Below are 15,088 nucleotides of genomic sequence, written 5' to 3'. Positions count from 1 at the left end.
TATAAATTTGATACACTTTCCTTAAAGGAGTGATTTTAATGTATGATTATTTGATGGAGCCAAAACTACAAAAAACTATTGATGGCGAATTCATCGAAGTAAAAACTTATCTTTGTGGAGAAAATGTCATTTTTATCAAACTTAAATCAGATGTTGTACTGATGATTGACGAAACGAGACATTCTATTAATTTTCTTTTGCCAAATAAAAATAGCTGTTACGACATTGTTACTGGTATATTTCCTACCAAACCGATTCTCGGACACCTAGAACTAGAAATGGATACATCCTGTTTATCAATGATTGAAAAAGTATACAAAAACAATCGCTTTGACACAGATTTTATTGGTTTTGAATTAGATAGCATTAAGTTGTTTCTATCCGATTCTTCGATTGCTAAAGATACTCATTCTTAATTTAGAAAGTTCATCATTAGCTATATTCGATGACTTTTCAGCTTGTTCCGCTCGACTCTTCAAAAGTATGTTTTCTTCGGATAGTTCTTCAATTCTTTTTAAAAGATCATCCTTTGAATTATCCGAAGAATAAACTACTGATTTACGATTTCGTTCTATTCTATTAGCGATAATTTCTAACAAACTATTTGTAATTTCTTGTTCTTTCTTGATACTGTGTAATATTTCTTCGGTCATTGTTCTTCCTCCTCATCGTATTCCCACGTTAGCTCTAATGCTTCTTTTTCTTCTGGCGGCTCTTGTCTTGCCCCTAACGAATCAAATTCAGGCATTACAACCCCTCCCAAAATAGTTTTATTTTTTCATCTTCCAATTCGATATAATCGACACCTTGCATTTGTAATTGATCTAAAAATGGTTTTGTAGCTCCTTTACTGTTTACCACACAACTTGTATTGCCATAAGATGCAGATGTCCGAACAGATTGGACAATGTTATTCTGTGCGTTTGCTAGCATTAATTCATAAATATCGTTACCTAAACCTCTTACTTCAATCATTACAACTCACCTCGTAAAAAATCTTTTAACAATGTATCTAGTTTTTCCTCATTGTTTTGTTTAGTTGAAGATGATTCTGCACCAATAAATGATTCTTTTATTTGTTTACATTGCGGACAATCACAATCATGAGCAAGTGCTTCTTCTTTAAATTTTTCAAATAATTCACTAAATGCAATTGCTTGTTCAGGCAAAGAACCTGCAAGTAAAACACTGGATGGTTCCATTCTTTCTGGATCAACAGTTGCTAAAACGAGAGCAACTTCTCCTTTTCGACATTCTTTAACAAGTTCCATTAATAAATTTTGAATTTTATCGTTCATTTTGATATACTCTCCTTAGTTAATAAATTTTGAATTTTTTTGTTCAATATTTGCCCTTAATCGTCTGCAAACGATTGGGGCTCTTTTTGTACTATGCTTAGCCTTTCTGGATAAACACCTTCATCAAATGAAATATATGGATATTCTTCAAGCAATTTTCTAAAGACTTCTGCTTGGGTTTCTCCAGTCACGTATGTTTCTCTACTAGCTTCACCTACAGCTACATACATTTTTTATCACCTCCTTTTAGAGTATTGATACTTGGCTTCGTCCCAGTTAAAAAACCAATGGATAAAGAAAGGTGCACTTAACGTTGCTAGTATTGGCATTGAAAAGTGGGTTTTCAGTAATACTCCTAATACAATCATCAATAAAAATGCGCCTATCAATCGTGTTTCTCGAATTGCTTTCATGTTGTTAACCTCCTATATTTTGATATAATTCAATTGAAAGTGGGGTGCAAAAATGTTTTTTGTGATTAAACGAGCTTCTGATAAAAAATACTATTTTTTGATTAAAACTGAAGAAAATGAAATAATCGCATCAAGCAAAACTTACTACTACAAATCTTCTGTTTTAGAAATCATTGAATCCATTAAGAATGATATGAATCCAAAAGCAATCATTGTTGATACTACTTTTAACTGAGGATAAGTTAGGCTTATCCTTTTATTTACTGATCTAACTCACTTCTTTAAACATATCTCCGTTTCCATTAGCCATATCAATTCTTGCTTGTAATTCCAAGTCAGGCTTCCATTTAGGAATTAGAGTTAATGCTTCTTCATATCGAACTTTTGGAATATCTACATAAGAGGCTACATCGAATAATGCTTTCAATTGTTTATAGCAATTACTAAATGCTGATTGCTTAATACTTGAATCCTTATAAGCCGATGTTTTTTTGCCACCTAATACTTTGATAACAGTTGATGAAACTAGTCCTTGTATCTTTCGTTGTTGGCTTCTATTAATTGTTGTTTCTGTTTCTAGCTTATCTAAACGTTGATTTACAAGAGTCAATCCACGTTCATGTTTTAACGCAGCTTCTAATAACAATTCTGTGTTATTAATCGGTAAGTTTGATTGAGTTTTGAGCAGTTCCTCCATTTGGTTAAAAGCTTCAATATATTTCAGTTTAAACTTAAGAGCTTTTTGACCAGTGAATCCCATTGCTAGTAACGTGAATCCGTCACGGTTCATAATGATTTGTCTATATTTTTGTTTGTTTTGTGGATGAATATAGCTATCTTCGTAAAATAGGTCTGCGTAATTTTCCGCAACCCCCTCTTTTAAATCATCAATCGCTGCTAAAACATCACGATGATTTTTATTAAACGTTTCTGCGACTTGTAAACTAGTTGTTACTGCTTGTTGGTTTTTCGTAATTACTAGATTTTCCATCTTCTTTTCCTCCTTTAAATTTCAAAAGTTTCTTTTAGAAATCTTTGTAATTCAGATCGTTCAATCCGAATATCCTGATTACTCCATTGTTGAATTTTTAAACCTTTTGAAATCCAATTATTCAATTTTTCATCGCCAATCTCTAAAATCTTTCTTACTTGCGATTTGTTAGGATATGGCGGTAATTCAATGGTTTTAGTCAATAAATTCAAACGATTTTCAATTTCTTTTAATACTATGAAAGTAATGTTATTTGCTAATTCGTTTTGAACAATTTCATCAGGAATGTTTAGCTGCATAAGTTACACCTCCTGTTTTTCGCTTTCTAGTAATTCATCGATAGAAATATTTAAATAATTAGAAACCTTTTTTAAACTTGATAAATTAGGGTTTTGTTTATCCCATCTATAAATCGCATTTTCTCCTACACCTGATTCTTTTCCAATTTGTTTAATAGTTAAATTTTTCTCTAATGCAATTTTCTTTATATTTGCCACAATAGAAACTGACATAATCACACCTCCAATCTTTTATGATAAAATAGTTGACAAAACTACCAAATATGATACTATAAATACAAAGAAATAAGCATAATAAATCCGCCAAGATTTTATACTATTTTTATTAGTATTTTTTTGCTCATTTCTTATATCTGAAATCAGTATACTATCTAATTTGGTAGATGTCAACCATTTTTGGTAGATATTTTTATTTAGTATGCTTTTTTCTCTGAAAGGTGATTATATGAATACTTTAGAAAGAATAAAATTACTTGCTAAACAAAGGGATATTACAATTAAAGAACTTTCTATTAAATTAGGTATAGGGGAAAATTCTTTATATCGTTGGGATAAAACAAGTCCTCAATCAGACAAATTACAAAAAGTTGCAGATTTTTTTGACGTCTCAACCGACTATTTACTTGGTCGTACCGAAAAGAAAAAATATTACGAACTAAATGACAAAGAAAAAAAAGATATAGCTATCCAAGCTGAAGAATTAATTGAGGGACTAACTAACGGTGAAAATCTCAATTTCTATGGTGAACCAGCTACACAAGATCAAAAAGACCGTCTTTTAATTGCTATACGTACTGCAATGGAAATGAATAAAGAAGAAGCAAAGAAAAAATTCACTCGCAAGGATTATAGAAATTGATTTAGCGGGGGATATGATGAATTATTATGTAGAAGAAACATTTAACAAAATAATTAATTTGTATCATCCGTACAGCGTTTATCAATTAATAAAAGAAGCGAATTGCAAATTACTATATGCTGATTTAGATGATGAAACAGGAGGTTGTACTCAAACCAATAATCGTTGCCATACAATTATTGTAAATGCAAACTGGCCTGAATATTATCAACAGTTTGTGATACTACATGAATTTAGTCACATCAAATTACACAGCGGTTCAAGTACACCTTTTTATAGATCTCTTGGCTTAGATTCTTTTATATCAAAAATGGAATGTGAAGCAAATTCTTTGGCTATGAAGTTGCTCATATATATGCAAGACCAAGATATTTTAGAAAATTTAACTGAATTTCAAATAATGGATTATCTAGGTTTACCTCCTGAACTAAGAAGATATTTGTAATTAGATTTAATAATAAAAAAATATCTTCTATATTCAGACAACAAACCTATCATTTAAAATAACACATAAACACAAATTTAGAGTCGTTGGAAAAGTGGTTTTATAAATTAGAAAAGAACCGCCTGACCAATTTGGCTAGGTGGTTTTTATATAAAATATATTTAATGTCAACAAGGAGGATTTTTATGTTAAAAAGTTTTGGGAAAGGTATGTTTGGTTGTTTTGGAGTTTTTGTTGGATTTATTATTTTATGTATTTTAGGTTTTGCTTTTCTAGGTGCTGGGAGCTCTGGAAGTGATTCCACTTCAAATAACGCAAAAACAGAAAGCAATTCAAAAGACAATACACCCCAAGAATACAAATCTGCACTAAACAAAGCTAAATTATATTCTGATACTATGCATATGTCTAAAGCAGGAATTTATGATCAATTAACATCAGAACATGGAGAGAAATTCTCTGCCGAGGCAGCACAATATGCAGTTGATAATTTAAATGCAGATTATAATGAAAATGCCCTTGCAAAAGCAAAAAGTTATCAAGAAGATATGTCTATGTCTCCTGATGCAATAAAAGATCAACTGACATCTGAATATGGAGAAAAATTCACGCAAGAAGAAGCTGACTATGCAATACAACATTTAAATGAGTAAAGAAAAGCCTCCGGGCTTTTCTTAAAAAAATAAAAACGAACGCACGTTCTTGAAAAGAGGTTTTGTAAATGGCAATGATAAAACAATATCAAAAGAAAAATGGTGAAAAAGCATGGTACTTCAAAACATATCTTGGTACCGATCCGCTAACCGGAAAAAAGAAGTATACAACTAAGAGAGGATTTCGCACTCAAAAAGAGGCTAAAATTGCATTAGCAAGGTTAGAAATGGAAATTCAAAAAAATGGCATTCCCTCTTCCACTAATATAACATTCCAAGAAGTAGCATTTATGTGGCTAGAAAATTATAAAAATACCGTAAAAGAAAGTAGCTACTCTCGAACAGAAATAATCTTCAGAAAACACATACTACCTTCATTTGGAAAAATTGAAATATCAAAAATTTCAACTGCTTATTGTCAGAAAATCGTGAATACATGGCATTCAAAAGGTAGTTCAAAGCAATATCCCCTTTTTATAAATTATATGAATCAAGTTTTCAAATTCGCTATTAACATAGGGGTTACCAATCAAAACCCAGTGATTAATGTAATAGTTCCTAAAAATCAAGATATTATTACATCAGAAAAGAAAATTAAATTCTATACAAAAGATCAACTTCAAATATTTTTAAAAAGTATTGAACAAAGCGAAAGTACCTACATTACAATAAGAGATTATACATTATTCAGATTATTAGCTTTTAGTGGATGTAGGATAGGGGAGTTGTTAGCTCTTACTTGGAACGATTTAAACATTAAAACTGGTGAACTACAAATCAACAAAACAATTGCTAAATCTGACCATTATTATGTATCAAATACTCCAAAAACAAAAAAATCAAACAGAACACTAATATTAGATGCAAAAACAATAACTATCTTAAAAAAATGGAAATTAGAGCAAAAAAAATATCTTCTTAAACTTGGTTATACACAACCCTCACGTATTTTTACCAATGAAGAAAATGAATTTACAATAAATCAAGCTATTACAGATAGATACAATATTTATCGTAAAAAGGCTAACTTACCAAACATTGGGCTTCACGGATTTAGACACACGCATGCATCTTTATTATACTATGCTGGTGCAGATCATAAAGAAGTTCAGGAACGATTAGGACATGCAAACATAAAAACAACTTTAGATACTTATACACATCTAACAAATGATGGAAAAGAAAAAACTACCGAAAAACTATCAAAATACATCGGCTTTTAACTAGTATGGTCAAAAGTATGGTCAAATATTTTTCAAACCAACAAAAAAAGCCCAAACCTTTGATAAACAAAGGCTTGAGCTATTACACTAGTTAGCTACTGGATAAACTGATACTTGTTTTTTGTCGCGGCCTTTACGTTCGAAACGTACCACACCGTCAACTTTTGCAAATAACGTATCGTCGCCACCGATTCCAACGTTCACACCTGGATAAATTTTAGTTCCGCGTTGACGGTATAAAATTGAACCACCTGTAACTGTTTGGCCATCAGCACTTTTAGCGCCTAATCGTTTAGATTCAGAGTCACGGCCGTTTGATGTAGAACCGCCACCTTTTTTATGGGCAAATAATTGTAAATTCATAGTCAATAACATAGTCTGCACCTCCTATTTCTCAGTGATTGTTTTTATTTGAATAAATTCAGTATTTTCGTTCTCTATTGATTGTAAACCTAATAAAAGATTTTCTAATAGAATTTGGGCAATATTTTTTTGTTCCTGATTGACAGTAGTTAACATCTCGACATAAAGGTAGCCACCTTCTACATCATCAACTTCCACAATCGGTTCAAAACCTGCTAAGGCATCAATCCCATTGACTGTGCTGATTGCTAAGGCAGAAACTGCCGCGCAAACCACATCGCTGCCATAAGGACCCGCTTCAGCATGCCCGGTTAATTCGAATGAAACGATTCGGCCGGAGCCTGTTCGTTTAAAAGAACCTTTAATCATTGATAGGCCTTCTTTCCTGTCAACAAGAGAGATTAAGCGTTGATTGCTTCGATCATAACTTTTGTATACGGTTGACGGTGACCTTGTTTACGGTGAGAGTGTTTTTTAGGTTTGTATTGGAAAGTCACGACTTTCTTTTGTTTGCCGTGTTTTTCAACAGTTCCTTCAACAGTTGCGCCTGCAACAGTTGGCGCACCAACTTTTGTAGATTCGCCACCTACTAAGATAACTTCGTCAAAAACAACTTTCTCGCCAGCCTCAACGTTTAATTTTTCAACGTAGATTGCTTGACCTACTTCAACTTTCACTTGTTTACCACCAGTTTTGATAATTGCGTACATGCTATACAGCACCTCCTTCTTCTAGACTTAGACTCGCCATCCCAAGTGATGATTACTCATGCTTAAAAACTTGTTCTGTGCGGTTGTAGCTGTGGAGACCACAATTACAACACTAACTATAATAACAGAACCAGAAAACCTCGTCAATATAAACTCTCTATTTTCTTCACTTTCTCTCTCCAAAAAAACTTCTTCTGTTATTTAAATTTCCGATTGACTTTCTAACACTACTTCCATTATAATTAGCTTTGTTGTGTTACAACTATTGTCATAGTAGCTCAGCAGGATAGAGCATCCGCCTTCTAAGCGGACGGTCGGGGGTTCGAATCCCTCCTGTGACGTAACGATAACAAAAGCGCCTCTTAGAAACAAGGGTTTCTAAGAGGCGCTTTTGTTATTCCAAGTTCATCCTAACCTAGTTTAACTTTCTACCAACTTGAAGTACCTCCACCTCCACCAAAACTACCACCTCCGAAACTGTCACTGGAGCCATCATCAGAAGAACCCTCGTTGCTTGTAACCCACCAATCATGACGATTCGCATACATACTAGTCTTTTTTAGTTGCCTGTCAGAACGTGAACTTGCTAGAAATTTAGCAATAGACACATTTCCATAAGCAAAACGCATATCATAGTATTCAGGATACGTAGTCTTAATAAATCTTATCGGGTAGAAGGATTTTGAAGCTTTTTTGTTGGTAATCTTTTTTTCTCTAATTTTTTTCCGCAATAATTTTTTTCAATTTTATATTGCTGGTTGTCTAAATCGTTTGCTAATTGTTTTAATGATTTTGATTTTTCTGAACTTACTTGCTGGATATCTTTTAAAAACCTACGGATCATAGAATCCAGGTGCAATCTATTTTGTAAGCCAACACCTATTGATTTTATATAACCAAATAAGAAAAAGACCGGAATCAAAAAATAGACCAGACTAACCATGGGTACTAAAGAGTCTTCGTCTTCTAAAAATGTCAGAATCTCTGTGATTAGTGTGAAAACTGTCGAAGGAAACGACTGCTCTGATAAACTAACTTGAACATAAATAATCAGAGTCACCGATACCAAAAAAGGATGTTTTAATAAAATCGAAAGAGGAAACAAAATAATTTTTAGGTAAGCAGGTATTAAGTTATCATTAATTCCACTAATCCGACATGCAGGCAGTTTCGTTTCTGGAACTTTTTCCCAATACACTTCACCTATCCAAAAACGCGGTAAGTAGATCCATGGTTGATTCACCTTCCAAAAACAAGCACACATAGAAGAGCTTCTTAAATCTTTCCACTGTGCAACATAATTATAAATAAATTTCTTTGGTGTCACCTCGCCAAATGCAAAATCCATATCATAGTATGCGGGAATTATTATCTCTTTTTTCGAATTTTCAGGATATAAAATATTTTTCTCCAAACGCGCCTTGGCAGCTTTAAATTCAACTGATTGTTCTCCTAAAACAATTGCCTTAGAGGAAATACCGCCATTATAAAACATAGCTACATCTTCCTTATAGCGATTTGCCATGTCAACTAGAGCCAAGCGGGCACTAAGTTCTTTCCCCGCATTACGTAATTCCCATAAAAAATACAACATAACAATAATAAAAACTATAATTAGCCAAGGCTTTAACGACCTTCCTATTCCTAATAAATATAACCAAATTTTCTGCAAAAAACTAATCTTAGGTAGCGAGGTCGTTTTAGACATAGTATCAGTAGTAAGTAGTTCCTTAATTCGAGTGGTGACAATATGTATTCCTGCATTAAAATCCTTTAATTTATAAAAATCTTTCACGGTACTATCTGTTATTTCGTCGGTTAAACTATCTGGGATTATCTCTTCAAGCCCATAGCCTACTTCAAGTCTTGCTTGCCTGTCTTTCACAGATACTAAGTAAATCACTCCATTATTATAAAGTTTATTTCCGATACCTAATTTATTACCTATTTGATTAGTAAAACTTTCAATCGTTTCATTTTCAGGAACTTGCTCAACTGTGATAACCATTAGTTGTGGTTTCGTTTCCGTCTTACTAAGTTCTTGATTAATTTTTTGTACATTATTAATGACTTCTTCGTTCAAAATTTGTGCATTATCTGAAACAAAAAGATGATTTTGATTAATTTTTACTACGACATCGTCTGTTGGAGCTGAATAAGTCCTTTCAAATCGTTTTAAGAAACTCATTCCCAAATAGATCCCTATTAAAAGAACAGCTAGATAAACTAAATTCTTCATTACAATACTTTTTACTTTTATTTTTCGATACTCCCCCACGCTAATTTGTAATTCTATCCCTACTTTATTTTTCCCATACACTGATTTTTTCTCCCTTCCACTCCTACCGAATGTTCTAGCTCTGATTTTCCACAGAGCTAAATAAATTTTTTTGTATTAAAAATTTATTTTCTTAATAGTTAGTATACCGAATATAGACGTTCAAATCTCTATCTTTTTAACTAATTTCTGCTAACACGCATAAAAAGAACGTAACGCTTAGTTGATAAGCGTTACGTTCTTTTCAGATAATTAGTTAAACAAACACAAGAATATTGATTTTTACAGCTCGTTTTCTAAAATCTCAATCCGCTCATCAAAACTCAACTCTTGATAGATTTGGTGGAGCATCCACATGTACCCATACGGATCAATAAACAATGAATTTTTGAGCGCTCCTTCCATCATTTCAGTAATAGGCTGTACTTCTTGACAACCGTTTTCCATTGCCAGTTGATGTGTCTCTTCAATATTTTCTACTGTTATATTAAACCAGATAGTATTGGGATGTTCTTGGGTTGGTGATTTTAAACCATATTCTTCATTGGCATCTAACATGTGAAACCTCGTGCCATAAAGTTGAAAAACCGCTTCATTCATTCCGACAGGATACTCAGTTGCTTCTACTACCTCTATTTCAAACACCTTTTTATATAAGGCAAGCGCCTTAAGGCTATCACTAACAATAAAATCGATTTCTGTCCCTTTTATCATTTGTTTTTCCTCCTTCAGAGCTACTAACTGTTGATTAATTTTTTTAATCTTTTGCTCCTCCATTTGAATTAAATGTCGCGATTGATCTCGTTTTCTTAACAAAATAGTTTCCAAAAAAGAAGCATCCTTAAGTTTTCTCAAAGTTTCTGCCATCTCTTCAACTTTAAACCCTGAATCTCTTAACAGTAAAATTTGTTTCAATAAAGGAATTTGATGTGCGCTATAATAGCGATATCCTGTTTTTTTATCAATTTCATTTGGAACAAAAATTCCTGCTTTTTCATAATGACGCAGCATCCGTGGGGAAATATCCATTAACTTGGCAAATTGCCCAATTTGATACATAGAGTCTCCTTTTCATTCAATTGATATTCTTATCATAAACCTTGACACCATGTGAAAGTCAATGAAAAAGTTTCTATTCATACATTTCTATTTTATTTGGATATTCCCGTGATCTTTCTCTTGTTATTTTCTAAAAATCTCCTTTACATTTACCAAAACAGTTGATACGATTAGTATACCTTCTTAAAATTAGAGTTTTATAATCTTTAATTTACTAAAAGGCAATCGAAATGAAATCATCTAACCATTAACTTTATTCAGGTCATCAATCTCTTATTTTTAAAAAATAAAATACTCGACAGTTCATTCATTTTTTTCATATGCGTTGTTATGGAATCTAGTTCCTGTGTTAAACTCTGATGGTTATAAAGTTTTAATCACGTTATTCAGTGTAGATGAATTAGAAAATAAAAGAAAAAATCACTTGATTGTAAAGCTAATACAAGCAATTAGTTTGTTATTGGTCATTGAAACAGTCATTAGTTGGTTTGTGTGAGGTGACTAAGTTGTTAGAACTAAATGATTACACATTGAAAATAAATAATAAATTACTTTTAGAACATACAAAAGTTTCATTTAGAAAAGGGGTGATTAATCATATCTTAGGGAAAAACGGAGTAGGTAAATCACAATTTGCTAAGAATTTATTGTTAAACCGAAGTGGTTTAATCCCTTCTGAAATAAGTAAAAATGTTACGATTATTTCAAGCTTTTCTAATGTCCCTAACGATTTAAAAGTCTGCGAATTATTTATTCTTCTAGAGAAAAGATTTGGTTTAGATTCAGTCGCACACTTGGCTCATTCTTTGCACGCTACAAATATTTCTAAAACTTCCTTAATTGGACAATTAAGTGATGGACAAAAACAAAAACTAAAATTACTTTCTTTTTTTCTGGAAGATAAATCAATTATTGTATTAGATGAAATTACCAACGCCTTAGATAAACAGACAATTAATGAAATCTATCTATTTCTACTTGCATATATAAAAAATCATCCTAAAAAAATTATTCTAAACATCACACACAATTTATCAGATTTAAAAAATTTAAAAGGCAACTATTACTTAATTGAAGATTTCAAAATGATTCGTTTTACTAATCAAACTGAAGTTATTCAGAAGTATATTGAGGGGTGAAATTTTGGAATTAAAAAAAATGATTTCCAACAAAATAATGATTATTTTAATTGCAATTATCGTTGCAATCTTTGCAATGGGATGGATTCTACCTATTGGCATCGATAAAGTAACTAGGTAATACTTATTTAGTACATATACTGTATTTACACAATTTGGCTTTCTAATGTTTTCGTTTCTAGTCTCTTTCTTTATTAATAAAGAGTACTCAGGAAAAACAATTTTATTTTATCGTATGATGAATACCAATAGCCTTACTTTTTATATAAAAAAAGTTTTGACACTTACGGTAGAGACCCTAGGCAGTATTCTAGTTCTGTTATTTATCGTTTCCTTTATTTTTATGGATTTTTCTGTAATTCTGCAAATGTTTTTTTTATTATCGATGATTTCAATTCAGTATATTTTAATTGTTGCGTTGATCAGTTTTTTATCTGCTAACGTTCTTTTATCTATCGGTTTTAGCATACTCTATTGGATTACAACAGTACTTTTTGTTGCAGTTGGTGGATTTTTACGTTTTTTTGCAATATTTGATGCTTCAAACGAATTATATCTAAACGTCCAGAATTTTTTAGAAGGCTCAGAAAACTCAATTAGTTTTGACCACAATTTATTGATTATCTTGTATATTATAGTTCTAACAATCATCGCGCTGGCTATTGCAAGGGTAAATAATAAACGTTGGCTAAGACTAGGAATATAAACGACACCCACTTCGCAGATAGGATTCATCTACTTATTCGAGACAATAGATTAAATCAAATAAAATACAACTAGTTGAAACTAAAAAAGCATCAATTTTGATACGCCCCAAACTGATATTTTTCTAAACTTTGGGGCGTGTAATCAAAATACAAGCTTCTTAGTGTGGCACTGGATATTTCACCGCATTTTTCTTCAACTTTTCTTCGATAATTTCGTCCAAATCAAACCCTAAATTATCAGCCATCATGTAGGAGTAAATGAGAACATCAGCCAATTCTTCTTTGATTCGTTCTTCTTGTTTGATGCCTTCTTCTGCTGTTTTCCATTGAAAAAGTTCTAACAATTCTGCTGCTTCTAAACAAATTGAGAGCGCCAAATCTTTTTCATTATGGTGGGGGCGCCAATTTCTTTCATCTCGAAATTGATTAATTTTTGCCATTGTATCCATCTGTTCTCCTGCTTTCTTATTCATTTGATGGCAACTGAAACCCATCGAACGTTTCACCATCATAGTATTTTAATAACTGCTCTGTAGACAATAACGAGGAAGTTATTTCTTCCTCTTCAACAACTGCTTGATTCTCTTCTCTATATAACAAATAAGCCTGTAAAAGCTGTTGGTAAAGTTTTTTTCGTGAAGAGGCTTCCGCTGAAAGAAACGTTAATTCTTTTAAGTGTCCGCGATAGACAGGCAAATCATCAACAAATTCGATTGGTAATTCTACTACAGTTAACTGAAATTCTTCAAAGACTTCTTCGTACATCTGCCATTCCTTCTTTCTGTCGATATTGTTTTGGGGTCATGCCCATTTCTTCTTTAAAACGTTTATAAAAAAAAGCTTTGTCTTGATAGCCGATTCGTTCAACAATCGTTTGAATCGATAAATCTGTTTGCTTCAAGTAGTTTTTCGCCAATTGGATTCGGTAGGCTAAGACAATTTCCGTAAACGTTTTGTTTGTTTTTTCTTTTAAAAAATTCGATAAGTAATTCGGATGAAAATGAAATTTAGCGGCGACTTCTGCTAAAGTGACATGCGCAATCTGTTGCTCAATATACGCTAAAATCACCTCAACACGTTGATGATTCGACAAATAATTATCTTGCATCTTTAAAGCTTCTCTAGGCAGTTGACCTAGTTCCACCACTAGCAAAACAAAGGCCGCTTTGGTCACTTTATTATTAAAATAGGCCATTTTCACAATTTGTTTCAGTAATAATAGCGAATAGACGTGGACATCCGAATTTGGCTGGCTGGCAAAAACGAAATATCGAGGAATGTTTTCAAATTCACTGCTAGCAATTTCTGTAAAAAAACGATACATGACTGGTTCTTCCGCCAGCTGATTTAAGAGCGTATCAAGAAAATAGTGCTTTTTAAAATAAAATATAATCATAGACATTCCTTGCCCCTGATAGCTAACCGAGGTGGCCTCATTGACAATCATGACTTGGCCAGCCGAAAACGAACACCTTTGTTGATCCAAATAAGCATTGCCATCTTGCTCTAAACAATAGAGCATCCGAATAAATCCTTTCGGAACGTCAATTGTTTCCGAAGATGCCAGCATAAAGCCCGCAATTTCTCGATGTGGATTTTCCTTAAATTGCGCTACTTCATTCTCAAGAGCATTGGTAGTGGTTAAATAACAATCTAAGGTCTCTAAAAACTGATAAAATGCTGCATATTGCTCTTCTTTGCTTGCCAATTAATCACCTCATAATCCAACACTTTTTACTTTACTCCCTCTATTTTTTTCTTTGGCGTTTCCTTCTATACTAGATACATGGTAACACGAAAAAAGAGATTCAACAGTTTTTAGGAGGAATTTTTTATGAAAATTAGTTTTATCGGTGCTGGAAATATGGCATCCGCTATTGCCAAAGGTGCGCTAAAAAAGCAATTTATTGCCGCAGAAAACCTTTATTTTTATGATATTCAAGTCGAAAAAACCGCCGCTTTTGCACAAGAAATTGGTGCACATGCGGTTGCTTCACCACAAGAAGCTATTGCAGTAGCTGATTTAGTTATTTTAGCGGTGAAACCGCAATTCGTTCAAGCAGCTTTACTTGAAGCAAAAGAAGCAATTTTAGACAAGCAACCGTTAATTGTTTCCATTGCAGCAGGTACGACTATTGCAGAATTGCATCAACTGTTTGAGACTACCCAACCGCTTCGTCTTGTTCGTGTGATGCCAAATATGAATGCATTGATTGGCGCAGGTGCAGCCGCTGTTTGTGGCAACGCTTTTGCATCCCCTGAAGACATCCAGACTGTTTTATCATTGTTTCGAGCAGTTGGCCAAGCTTGGGAATTAGAGGAACAGTATTTTTCGATTTTTACGGCTATTGCAGGTAGCACTCCTGCGTATGCTTTCTTATTTATTGATTCGATTGCCCGAGCAGCCGTTAAAAATGGTATGAACAAAGAGTTAGCCTTAGAAATTGCCACACAAGCTGTACTAGGCAGCGCTCAAACTTTGGCAAATAGCACAGAGAATCCTTGGACTTTAATCGACCAAGTCAGTTCCCCTGGTGGAACCACGGTTGCTGGGATTGTCGAATTAGAAAACAATGCGTTTATTTCAACAGTCATCAAAGGGATTGAGGCCACCATCCTTCGGGATCAAGAATTAGCCAAACAAGACTGAG

25 protein-coding genes, 1 tRNA gene, 2 pseudogenes and 1 other annotated feature are annotated in these 15,088 nt (G+C 33.0%); of the genes and pseudogenes, 11 read left to right on the top strand and 17 right to left on the bottom strand.

Annotation, left to right across the window (positions count from 1 at the left end):
• The first annotated feature begins 38 nt into the window (after positions 1-38).
• Complete coding sequence (locus tag IGJ20_RS03965; protein WP_002366333.1) at positions 39-416, top strand: hypothetical protein; 378 nt, start codon at positions 39-41, stop codon at positions 414-416.
• On the opposite strand, the gene IGJ20_RS03960 is transcribed toward IGJ20_RS03965, so the two are convergent.
• The 5 genes from IGJ20_RS03960 to IGJ20_RS03940 form a co-directional block, all read right to left on the bottom strand.
• Positions 378-653 carry a hypothetical protein gene (locus tag IGJ20_RS03960; protein ID WP_002366332.1) on the bottom strand — a complete coding sequence of 92 codons (276 nt, stop codon included), beginning with the start codon at positions 651-653 and terminating at the stop codon, positions 378-380. The genes IGJ20_RS03965 and IGJ20_RS03960 overlap by 39 nt on opposite strands.
• A 94-nt stretch (positions 654-747) precedes the next feature.
• A complete protein-coding gene (locus IGJ20_RS03955) occupies positions 748-975 on the bottom strand; it encodes a hypothetical protein (protein WP_002366331.1) in 228 nt (75 codons plus the stop codon).
• Complete coding sequence (locus tag IGJ20_RS03950) at positions 975-1,298, bottom strand: hypothetical protein (RefSeq protein WP_002366329.1); 324 nt, start codon at positions 1,296-1,298, stop codon at positions 975-977. Before IGJ20_RS03950 ends, IGJ20_RS03955 begins: the two co-directional genes overlap by 1 nt.
• Positions 1,299-1,354: 56 nt before the next feature.
• Positions 1,355-1,528: a hypothetical protein gene (locus tag IGJ20_RS03945; RefSeq protein ID WP_002366328.1), complete on the bottom strand. Its 174-nt coding sequence runs from the start codon at positions 1,526-1,528 to the stop codon at positions 1,355-1,357.
• A 6-nt stretch (positions 1,529-1,534) separates the two neighbouring features.
• Positions 1,535-1,711, bottom strand: a complete 177-nt coding sequence (locus IGJ20_RS03940) for a hypothetical protein (protein ID WP_164982051.1) — start codon at positions 1,709-1,711, stop codon at positions 1,535-1,537.
• Positions 1,712-1,763: 52 nt separating this feature from the next.
• Between IGJ20_RS03940 and IGJ20_RS03935 the strand changes: the two genes are divergently transcribed.
• Positions 1,764-1,946 (top strand): YegP family protein, encoded by a 183-nt coding sequence (locus tag IGJ20_RS03935; RefSeq protein ID WP_002364224.1) that lies wholly within the window; start codon positions 1,764-1,766, stop codon positions 1,944-1,946.
• Positions 1,947-1,979: 33 nt separating this feature from the next.
• Here IGJ20_RS03935 and IGJ20_RS03930 read toward each other — a convergent pair whose 3' ends face one another.
• The 3 genes from IGJ20_RS03930 to IGJ20_RS03920 are packed head-to-tail and all read right to left on the bottom strand — an operon-like array spanning position 1,980 to position 3,214.
• Positions 1,980-2,702: a Rha family transcriptional regulator gene (locus IGJ20_RS03930; RefSeq protein WP_002366327.1), complete on the bottom strand. Its 723-nt coding sequence runs from the start codon at positions 2,700-2,702 to the stop codon at positions 1,980-1,982.
• A gap of 14 nt (positions 2,703-2,716) precedes the next feature.
• Complete coding sequence (locus IGJ20_RS03925) at positions 2,717-3,001, bottom strand: hypothetical protein (protein WP_002406954.1); 285 nt, start codon at positions 2,999-3,001, stop codon at positions 2,717-2,719.
• Between the two features lie 3 nt (positions 3,002-3,004).
• Positions 3,005-3,214: a helix-turn-helix domain-containing protein gene (locus tag IGJ20_RS03920; RefSeq protein WP_002406956.1), complete on the bottom strand. Its 210-nt coding sequence runs from the start codon at positions 3,212-3,214 to the stop codon at positions 3,005-3,007.
• Positions 3,215-3,446: 232 nt separating this feature from the next.
• Here IGJ20_RS03920 and IGJ20_RS03915 point away from each other — a divergent pair, with 232 nt between their 5' ends.
• The 4 genes from IGJ20_RS03915 (at position 3,447) to IGJ20_RS03900 (ending at position 6,181) form a co-directional block, all read left to right on the top strand.
• On the top strand, positions 3,447-3,860 hold the full coding sequence (locus tag IGJ20_RS03915; RefSeq protein WP_010716842.1) for a helix-turn-helix domain-containing protein: 414 nt from the start codon (positions 3,447-3,449) through the stop codon (positions 3,858-3,860).
• A gap of 16 nt (positions 3,861-3,876) precedes the next feature.
• Positions 3,877-4,305: an ImmA/IrrE family metallo-endopeptidase gene (locus IGJ20_RS03910; protein ID WP_010716841.1), complete on the top strand. Its 429-nt coding sequence runs from the start codon at positions 3,877-3,879 to the stop codon at positions 4,303-4,305.
• Between the two features lie 86 nt (positions 4,306-4,391).
• A complete protein-coding gene (locus IGJ20_RS03905; protein ID WP_029657336.1) occupies positions 4,392-4,958 on the top strand; it encodes an Ltp family lipoprotein in 567 nt (188 codons plus the stop codon).
• A 68-nt stretch (positions 4,959-5,026) separates the two neighbouring features.
• Positions 5,027-6,181, top strand: a complete 1,155-nt coding sequence (locus tag IGJ20_RS03900; protein ID WP_010716839.1) for a site-specific integrase — start codon at positions 5,027-5,029, stop codon at positions 6,179-6,181.
• A gap of 87 nt (positions 6,182-6,268) precedes the next feature.
• Here the strand turns inward: IGJ20_RS03900 and rpmA are convergent, their stop codons facing one another.
• Genes rpmA through rplU form a run of 3 tightly spaced genes read right to left on the bottom strand, consistent with a single transcriptional unit; the run spans position 6,269 to position 7,254 of the window.
• Positions 6,269-6,556: a 50S ribosomal protein L27 gene (rpmA, locus tag IGJ20_RS03895; RefSeq protein WP_002355868.1), complete on the bottom strand. Its 288-nt coding sequence runs from the start codon at positions 6,554-6,556 to the stop codon at positions 6,269-6,271.
• A gap of 12 nt (positions 6,557-6,568) precedes the next feature.
• Positions 6,569-6,913 carry a ribosomal-processing cysteine protease Prp gene (locus tag IGJ20_RS03890; RefSeq protein WP_002355867.1) on the bottom strand — a complete coding sequence of 115 codons (345 nt, stop codon included), beginning with the start codon at positions 6,911-6,913 and terminating at the stop codon, positions 6,569-6,571.
• Between the two features lie 32 nt (positions 6,914-6,945).
• Positions 6,946-7,254: a 50S ribosomal protein L21 gene (gene rplU, locus IGJ20_RS03885; RefSeq protein WP_002355866.1), complete on the bottom strand. Its 309-nt coding sequence runs from the start codon at positions 7,252-7,254 to the stop codon at positions 6,946-6,948.
• A gap of 19 nt (positions 7,255-7,273) precedes the next feature.
• Positions 7,274-7,349: a sequence feature (ribosomal protein L21 leader region), on the bottom strand.
• A gap of 172 nt (positions 7,350-7,521) precedes the next feature.
• On the opposite strand from rplU, the gene IGJ20_RS03880 reads away from it, so the two are divergent.
• Positions 7,522-7,595 (top strand) — tRNA-Arg (locus IGJ20_RS03880).
• Positions 7,596-7,918: 323 nt separating this feature from the next.
• On the opposite strand, the gene IGJ20_RS03875 is transcribed toward IGJ20_RS03880, so the two are convergent.
• The 3 genes and pseudogenes from IGJ20_RS03875 to IGJ20_RS03865 form a co-directional block, all read right to left on the bottom strand.
• Complete coding sequence (locus tag IGJ20_RS03875) at positions 7,919-9,574, bottom strand: TPM domain-containing protein (RefSeq protein WP_231414755.1); 1,656 nt, start codon at positions 9,572-9,574, stop codon at positions 7,919-7,921.
• 240 nt (positions 9,575-9,814) lie between these two features.
• Positions 9,815-10,246 carry a VOC family protein gene (locus IGJ20_RS03870; protein WP_002368197.1) on the bottom strand — a complete coding sequence of 144 codons (432 nt, stop codon included), beginning with the start codon at positions 10,244-10,246 and terminating at the stop codon, positions 9,815-9,817.
• A 144-nt stretch (positions 10,247-10,390) separates the two neighbouring features.
• Positions 10,391-10,591 (bottom strand): annotated as a pseudogene (locus IGJ20_RS03865) (MerR family transcriptional regulator); the annotation flags it as partial.
• Between the two features lie 346 nt (positions 10,592-10,937).
• Between IGJ20_RS03865 and IGJ20_RS03860 the strand changes: the two are divergent.
• From IGJ20_RS03860 to IGJ20_RS03850, 3 genes and pseudogenes are all read left to right on the top strand, one after another.
• Positions 10,938-11,087 carry a hypothetical protein gene (locus tag IGJ20_RS03860; protein WP_002383384.1) on the top strand — a complete coding sequence of 50 codons (150 nt, stop codon included), beginning with the start codon at positions 10,938-10,940 and terminating at the stop codon, positions 11,085-11,087.
• A 1-nt stretch (position 11,088) separates the two neighbouring features.
• Positions 11,089-11,730, top strand: coding sequence for an ATP-binding cassette domain-containing protein (locus tag IGJ20_RS03855; RefSeq protein WP_202522394.1), 642 nt, complete (start codon positions 11,089-11,091; stop codon positions 11,728-11,730).
• 37 nt (positions 11,731-11,767) lie between these two features.
• Positions 11,768-12,436: pseudogene (locus IGJ20_RS03850) on the top strand (peptide ABC transporter permease).
• Between the two features lie 159 nt (positions 12,437-12,595).
• Here IGJ20_RS03850 and IGJ20_RS03845 read toward each other — a convergent pair.
• From IGJ20_RS03845 to IGJ20_RS03835, 3 genes are read right to left on the bottom strand one after another with little or no spacing between them, the layout of a single operon-like run.
• Complete coding sequence (locus IGJ20_RS03845) at positions 12,596-12,910, bottom strand: nucleotide pyrophosphohydrolase (RefSeq protein WP_002363321.1); 315 nt, start codon at positions 12,908-12,910, stop codon at positions 12,596-12,598.
• Complete coding sequence (locus IGJ20_RS03840; RefSeq protein WP_002358867.1) at positions 12,903-13,202, bottom strand: hypothetical protein; 300 nt, start codon at positions 13,200-13,202, stop codon at positions 12,903-12,905. The genes IGJ20_RS03845 and IGJ20_RS03840 overlap by 8 nt, the downstream gene beginning before the upstream one ends.
• On the bottom strand, positions 13,183-14,145 hold the full coding sequence (locus tag IGJ20_RS03835) for a helix-turn-helix domain-containing protein (protein ID WP_002358865.1): 963 nt from the start codon (positions 14,143-14,145) through the stop codon (positions 13,183-13,185). The genes IGJ20_RS03840 and IGJ20_RS03835 overlap by 20 nt, the downstream gene beginning before the upstream one ends.
• 126 nt (positions 14,146-14,271) lie before the next feature.
• On the opposite strand from IGJ20_RS03835, the gene proC reads away from it, so the two are divergent.
• Entirely contained in the window at positions 14,272-15,087 is an 816-nt protein-coding gene (proC, locus tag IGJ20_RS03830; RefSeq protein WP_174121726.1) for a pyrroline-5-carboxylate reductase, read from the top strand.
• Position 15,088: the final 1 nt, after the last annotated feature.

The organism is Enterococcus sp. DIV0294 (genome assembly GCF_050558155.1).
GTDB classification, from domain to species: Bacteria; Bacillota; Bacilli; order Lactobacillales; family Enterococcaceae; genus Enterococcus; species Enterococcus faecalis.
The sequence above is the reverse complement of the archived record's forward strand: the minus strand, read 5'-3'. Positions and strand labels throughout refer to the sequence as shown.

Coding starts and splice junctions, on each gene's coding strand:
- IGJ20_RS03965 (WP_002366333.1), top strand. CDS start 39: ATGTATGATTATTTGATGGAGCCAAAACTACAAAAAACTATTGATGGC.
- IGJ20_RS03960 (WP_002366332.1), bottom strand. CDS start 653: ATGACCGAAGAAATATTACACAGTATCAAGAAAGAACAAGAAATTACA.
- IGJ20_RS03955 (WP_002366331.1), bottom strand. CDS start 975: ATGATTGAAGTAAGAGGTTTAGGTAACGATATTTATGAATTAATGCTA.
- IGJ20_RS03950 (WP_002366329.1), bottom strand. CDS start 1,298: ATGAACGATAAAATTCAAAATTTATTAATGGAACTTGTTAAAGAATGT.
- IGJ20_RS03945 (WP_002366328.1), bottom strand. CDS start 1,528: ATGTATGTAGCTGTAGGTGAAGCTAGTAGAGAAACATACGTGACTGGA.
- IGJ20_RS03940 (WP_164982051.1), bottom strand. CDS start 1,711: ATGAAAGCAATTCGAGAAACACGATTGATAGGCGCATTTTTATTGATG.
- IGJ20_RS03935 (WP_002364224.1), top strand. CDS start 1,764: ATGTTTTTTGTGATTAAACGAGCTTCTGATAAAAAATACTATTTTTTG.
- IGJ20_RS03930 (WP_002366327.1), bottom strand. CDS start 2,702: ATGGAAAATCTAGTAATTACGAAAAACCAACAAGCAGTAACAACTAGT.
- IGJ20_RS03925 (WP_002406954.1), bottom strand. CDS start 3,001: ATGCAGCTAAACATTCCTGATGAAATTGTTCAAAACGAATTAGCAAAT.
- IGJ20_RS03920 (WP_002406956.1), bottom strand. CDS start 3,214: ATGTCAGTTTCTATTGTGGCAAATATAAAGAAAATTGCATTAGAGAAA.
- IGJ20_RS03915 (WP_010716842.1), top strand. CDS start 3,447: ATGAATACTTTAGAAAGAATAAAATTACTTGCTAAACAAAGGGATATT.
- IGJ20_RS03910 (WP_010716841.1), top strand. CDS start 3,877: ATGAATTATTATGTAGAAGAAACATTTAACAAAATAATTAATTTGTAT.
- IGJ20_RS03900 (WP_010716839.1), top strand. CDS start 5,027: ATGGCAATGATAAAACAATATCAAAAGAAAAATGGTGAAAAAGCATGG.
- rpmA (WP_002355868.1), bottom strand. CDS start 6,556: ATGTTATTGACTATGAATTTACAATTATTTGCCCATAAAAAAGGTGGC.
- IGJ20_RS03890 (WP_002355867.1), bottom strand. CDS start 6,913: ATGATTAAAGGTTCTTTTAAACGAACAGGCTCCGGCCGAATCGTTTCA.
- rplU (WP_002355866.1), bottom strand. CDS start 7,254: ATGTACGCAATTATCAAAACTGGTGGTAAACAAGTGAAAGTTGAAGTA.
- IGJ20_RS03870 (WP_002368197.1), bottom strand. CDS start 10,246: ATGATAAAAGGGACAGAAATCGATTTTATTGTTAGTGATAGCCTTAAG.
- IGJ20_RS03845 (WP_002363321.1), bottom strand. CDS start 12,910: ATGAATAAGAAAGCAGGAGAACAGATGGATACAATGGCAAAAATTAAT.
- IGJ20_RS03840 (WP_002358867.1), bottom strand. CDS start 13,202: ATGTACGAAGAAGTCTTTGAAGAATTTCAGTTAACTGTAGTAGAATTA.
- proC (WP_174121726.1), top strand. CDS start 14,272: ATGAAAATTAGTTTTATCGGTGCTGGAAATATGGCATCCGCTATTGCC.